The 4,074-nt window shown below is 68.7% G+C and carries 5 protein-coding genes and 1 pseudogene; 2 read left to right on the top strand and 4 right to left on the bottom strand.

The genetic code is table 11. The features are described from left to right. Positions 1–91 precede the first annotated feature (91 nt). Positions 92–637 (bottom strand): annotated as a pseudogene (locus ACWC0C_RS48040) (transposase); the annotation flags it as partial. A 27-nt stretch (positions 638–664) separates the two neighbouring features. Between ACWC0C_RS48040 and ACWC0C_RS48045 the strand changes: the two are divergent. Beyond that, positions 665–1,291 carry a hypothetical protein gene (locus tag ACWC0C_RS48045; protein ID WP_450871506.1) on the top strand — a complete coding sequence of 209 codons (627 nt, stop codon included), beginning with the start codon at positions 665–667 and terminating at the stop codon, positions 1,289–1,291. Positions 1,292–1,373: 82 nt separating this feature from the next. Here the strand turns inward: ACWC0C_RS48045 and ACWC0C_RS48050 are convergent, their stop codons facing one another. From ACWC0C_RS48050 to ACWC0C_RS48060, 3 genes are all read right to left on the bottom strand, one after another. Next, a complete protein-coding gene (locus tag ACWC0C_RS48050; RefSeq protein ID WP_069782811.1) occupies positions 1,374–1,577 on the bottom strand; it encodes a cold-shock protein in 204 nt (67 codons plus the stop codon). 222 nt (positions 1,578–1,799) lie between these two features. Further along, positions 1,800–2,048 (bottom strand): hypothetical protein, encoded by a 249-nt coding sequence (locus ACWC0C_RS48055; RefSeq protein WP_450871507.1) that lies wholly within the window; start codon positions 2,046–2,048, stop codon positions 1,800–1,802. A gap of 458 nt (positions 2,049–2,506) precedes the next feature. Continuing rightward, complete coding sequence (locus ACWC0C_RS48060) at positions 2,507–3,127, bottom strand: TetR/AcrR family transcriptional regulator (RefSeq protein ID WP_450871508.1); 621 nt, start codon at positions 3,125–3,127, stop codon at positions 2,507–2,509. A gap of 179 nt (positions 3,128–3,306) precedes the next feature. Between ACWC0C_RS48060 and ACWC0C_RS48065 the strand changes: the two genes are divergently transcribed. Continuing rightward, on the top strand, positions 3,307–3,750 hold the full coding sequence (locus ACWC0C_RS48065; RefSeq protein ID WP_450871509.1) for a DUF3995 domain-containing protein: 444 nt from the start codon (positions 3,307–3,309) through the stop codon (positions 3,748–3,750). Positions 3,751–4,074 lie beyond the last annotated feature (324 nt).

A 4,074-nucleotide genomic window follows, 5' to 3' on the forward strand; every position in this document is an offset into this window, starting at 1 on the left:
TCGGCGTTCTGTGGGCACTGCTGCGTGACGGAAGGATCTTCACCCCCGCCCCACCGGTCACGCAGGCGGCTTGACTTCGTCATTGAGACTCCTACGACCCCGATCCCTGGGCGGACCCTCTTCCGATCGATGACCCGGATTCCTGGGAGAGCGACTTCCAGGAAGGGGATCCGAATGACGATCTTCTTGAGGCCCAGTGGGAACAAGCGTTCCGCGAAAGACTGATCACCAGGGAACAGTTTGCCCAGCGACGCAAGTGCCCCGGGCCGCCCCCGTCATGACCCCGAAGGTTGGACCATCTCGGCGGTGCGTGCGGGAGCCGATCTCGGTCCGGGCGAAGGCCGGACCGTACCGCGACCGTCGGTACAAGGCGACACACCCGGCGGCAGCTAGACCCGGATGCTTGCTGTGAAGTTCCGGAAACCCCTGTGATCAGCTTGCAGGCGGTGGCTGTCGTGGCGATCTTTTTTCCCCTGCGGCGGGCTATCGCTTGGTAGGTCGCGGCGAATTCCGGTGATCTCTTGGCGGTTTGGGCGGCCTCGCGCAAGATCCACCGCAGCCACGCCGAGCCCTGTTTGGAGATGTGTCCGTGGCGGACCGTGAGGTCCGAGCTGCGGATGGTCGGCGTCAGTCCCGCCCAGGCGGCGAGCTAGCGCGCGGGATCGTGGAGAGGGCGACCGACTACTTTGCCGGCCTCGATAGCCTCACGCAGGAAGCGGTCGAGGCGGAGGCGGCTACCGAGCGGGAGGCAGCGGAGGCTGCCAGCCGCCTTCGCACCATCCTCAGCGGCCTGCGCCGTCATGACGCGTACTCGCACGACCTGCGCTCTCAGGTGGCGGATCTGATCCGGACAGCGGCGTTGGCGGGAGACCGTGTGACGGCCGGGCAGGCGCGAGATGTCGCGACCTGGAAGCAGCACGCTGCCGACGGGGCGCAGTTGCCGTCGTTCCCGCTGCACAGGCAGGTGGCGCGCCGGCACTGGATCCAGAGGAGCTGTCCGCGCTGTCACGCGGGGCAGGGCGAGCCCTGCGTACTCGCTGAGGGCACCGATGTCGGCAAGGTGCGCGACTTTCCCCATGACGAGCCGGTGCAGCTGATCGTGGATGAGCGAAAGGCCCAGCAGAAGGCGAATCCGAAGGTCGCCCCGCGGCCTTGGCGGGTGTACGAGGTGACATGCCCGGACTGCGGCCAGGGCCCGGACTCCCGCTGCAAGAGCCCAGGCGGCCCACATCGTGCACGGGTTGAGAGGGCGAAGGAGTACACCCGTCTGCGGAAACCTCGGCCGCAGTGACTTCATGACAGCCGGTTGGTGGCCCTGTCTCGAGGGGCGAGCCTGGCCGGTAACCATCCGGCCGGGCACGCCCCACGCGTTGTTACGCGGGGCGGATGTGCTCCGCCTGCGGGCCCTTCTGCCCCTGCGCGACATCGAAGGTGACCTTCTGGCCCTCTTCCAGGGAGCGGAAGCCGGAGGCGTCGATGTTCGAGTAGTGGGCGAAGACGTCGGGGCCGCCGCCGTCCTGCTCGATGAAGCCGAAGCCCTTTTCCGCGTTGAACCACTTGACGGTGCCGCTGGCCATGCCTGTCTCCCTCAAGGAATTTCGGACCCCACACCGTGCGGGATCCGGAGGTGATCGCCTTGGTCCGGAGAGGCGCTGAACAGCAAGAACACCCGAGACGTGTGTCACGGGCGCTCGAGACTTCGGAACCACGACTACTTGTAGCGACGTTACACCGGGCGAGGTCGAAGATCACAGGCGTTATGGGATCGCGTAGGCGAATCTCTAGCGACATGAGGGCCGCTATCGGCCGACGTTGCGGCGGTTGCGGACGGCCTTCCACGCCGGCCCGGTGAGATCGGCGTCCATCGTCCCGTCTGCGCCCTCGCGGACGAGGATCCAGCCCTTCACCTTGAGCGCCTCGAGTTGCTGCCGACTGTCCGGGCCCAGCTCCTCGACGAGCTGCGCCTGGCGCGGTTGTGTGCCGGCGTCCAGGAGTTCCGCGAGCCGGAAGACGAGCGCTTCCTCCTCAGCGGTGATGCGGAAGTCCATGTGCAGAAGCTACGTCCCTGCCGACCAGGGCGCGCGGCCACCCCCCTAGGCACGGCACCATCCCGTGGGGCGCAGTTCCGAGCTGTGTGGTGCGTAGACCCCGTGGGCATGGGGCCAGGGTCCCACAGTGGTGGTGGGGCTCTGGTTGCGACTCCGAGCGGCGAAGCTGCATGCCCTTAGGCGTCTACTCCGAGGACATGGACGAGAACCTCAGTCCTCGTCATTGATGAGGATCTGTGAAATCGGCTCTGACCGCAGTTCCGTGAATGCCCAGGTCGGCGAGGTGAGCGAGGGATCGTTTCGGCAGGAACGGCCGTTGGGTTCGGGCCGGGCCATGGTCCGGCTCCGAGTGCGTCGGCACCTCTGCGGCCGTAAGGGACGAATTCGCCTGGTCCGGAGCGATGGCAATCGCTCATGCAGGGGAGCTGGAGCGTGTTGTCCACGTCACGGACCGTGCTTCAGGCGCCCGTTGCCCCGTCGGCGGGTCCGTCCGTTGTGGGTGGCTCGGCCGGCGCGAGAATCATGGCGACCAGGTGGTCGAGGGCTGCCGAGGCCCCGGGGTCGTGGAGTTGTGTCTCGGGTGCGAGGGCAGCTGCGGTACGGCGCAGTTCGAGCCAGCCGAGGTAGGCGGCGTAGGCGGCGAGTGCTCGGTGGCGGGCGTCCTGCGGGCCGAAGCCCAGGTCGGTGAAGATCTCGGCCAGGAAGGCCAGCCGAGCCTCGGTGACCCTGGCGACCACCTCGGCGATGGCCGGATGGCCGGTCTGCGTGGCGAGGCTGGGCTCCAGACCGGCGATCTCCTCGCTGCCCAGGGCCTCCGCGAACAGGGCGCGGGCCCGGGCCCAGGCGTCGTCCAGGGCTTGGACGGCCGCCACCACCTCGGTGGTGGCGCGCAGTTCCCAGGTCTCCAGGGCTGCCACCAGCAGGGCCTCCCGGTCGGCGAAGTGCCAGTAGAAGCTGCCCCGCGTGACGCCCAACTCGCGCGCCAGCCGGTCCACCGCTACCGCGGCGACCCCGCCGCGGGCCAGCGCCCGCAACGCGGCCATCGTCCAGTCGTCCCTGCTGACTTTGCCCTTCCCCATGTTCCGTACACTACTGTACGGAGTCTCCATACAGCAGTGTATGGAACTGTCTCGGAAGGGGTGGCGGGATGAACCTGGTGGCATGGGTGCTCGGACCGGCGGGGCGTGAGGAAGGGCCACGACGGCCAGGCGCTGTATCAACGGCAGGTGCCGGCCTCGGTGTTCGGGCGGCGGCTGCCGTGGCGAGTGCGGGTCTGCTGGCGACTGGGGCCCTGCACGCGGTGTGGGCCTTTTCTCCCTGGCCGCTGGACACTCGGGCCGAGTTCGCAGCCGCCGTGGTGGGGGTGGAGGAGTCGCAGCTGCCGTCCCGCCCGCTGACGCTGGCCGTCGCGGGTCTGCTGGGCGTGGCCTCCTGGCTCGTCGTCACCGGCGCCCGGCCGGCGAACCATTTGGCTTCCTCGCGCCTGGTCCGGGCCGGGCTCTGGACGATCTGCGGTGTGTTGTCGATGCGCGGGCTGGGTGGCCTGGTCGCCTCGGGCTTCGCCCTGGGCGAGGCACCGCACGAGTTCCGGCACTGGGACCTGCTGCTGTACTCCCCGCTCTGCATCGTCCTCGGCGGCCTGACCGGCTACGTGGCAGCCCGGACCCGGCGCCGCCGCATCAACCCTCAGAGCCAGGCCTGACCCACCCTGCCAGCCCTGAAGGCCCCGACGGGCCCAGGCCGATCGACAAGGCACGCCCCAGGGCAGAAGGCCACAGCGAGCGCGGACCCCATCAGCGTTCGCTGAGTAGGCCCGGAGCGCGGTGCTGGGATTGCTCCCGGTCCGTTTCTCCGGACCCCTCGCCGAACCCGCCGTGCGCCTCTCAACGCAACGGGCTCTCCACGGTCTCTGCCGTCAGACGGGGTTCGCAGACTGAAGCGCTCCGGGGTCGGTGGAGGCTCTATGTGTTGGCTCCAGCCGCCGGTTGGGGCTGGTGTTGAGCGTAGTGGTTGGTCTCGTGTTCGT

This window comes from Streptomyces sp. NPDC001709 (assembly GCF_053596375.1).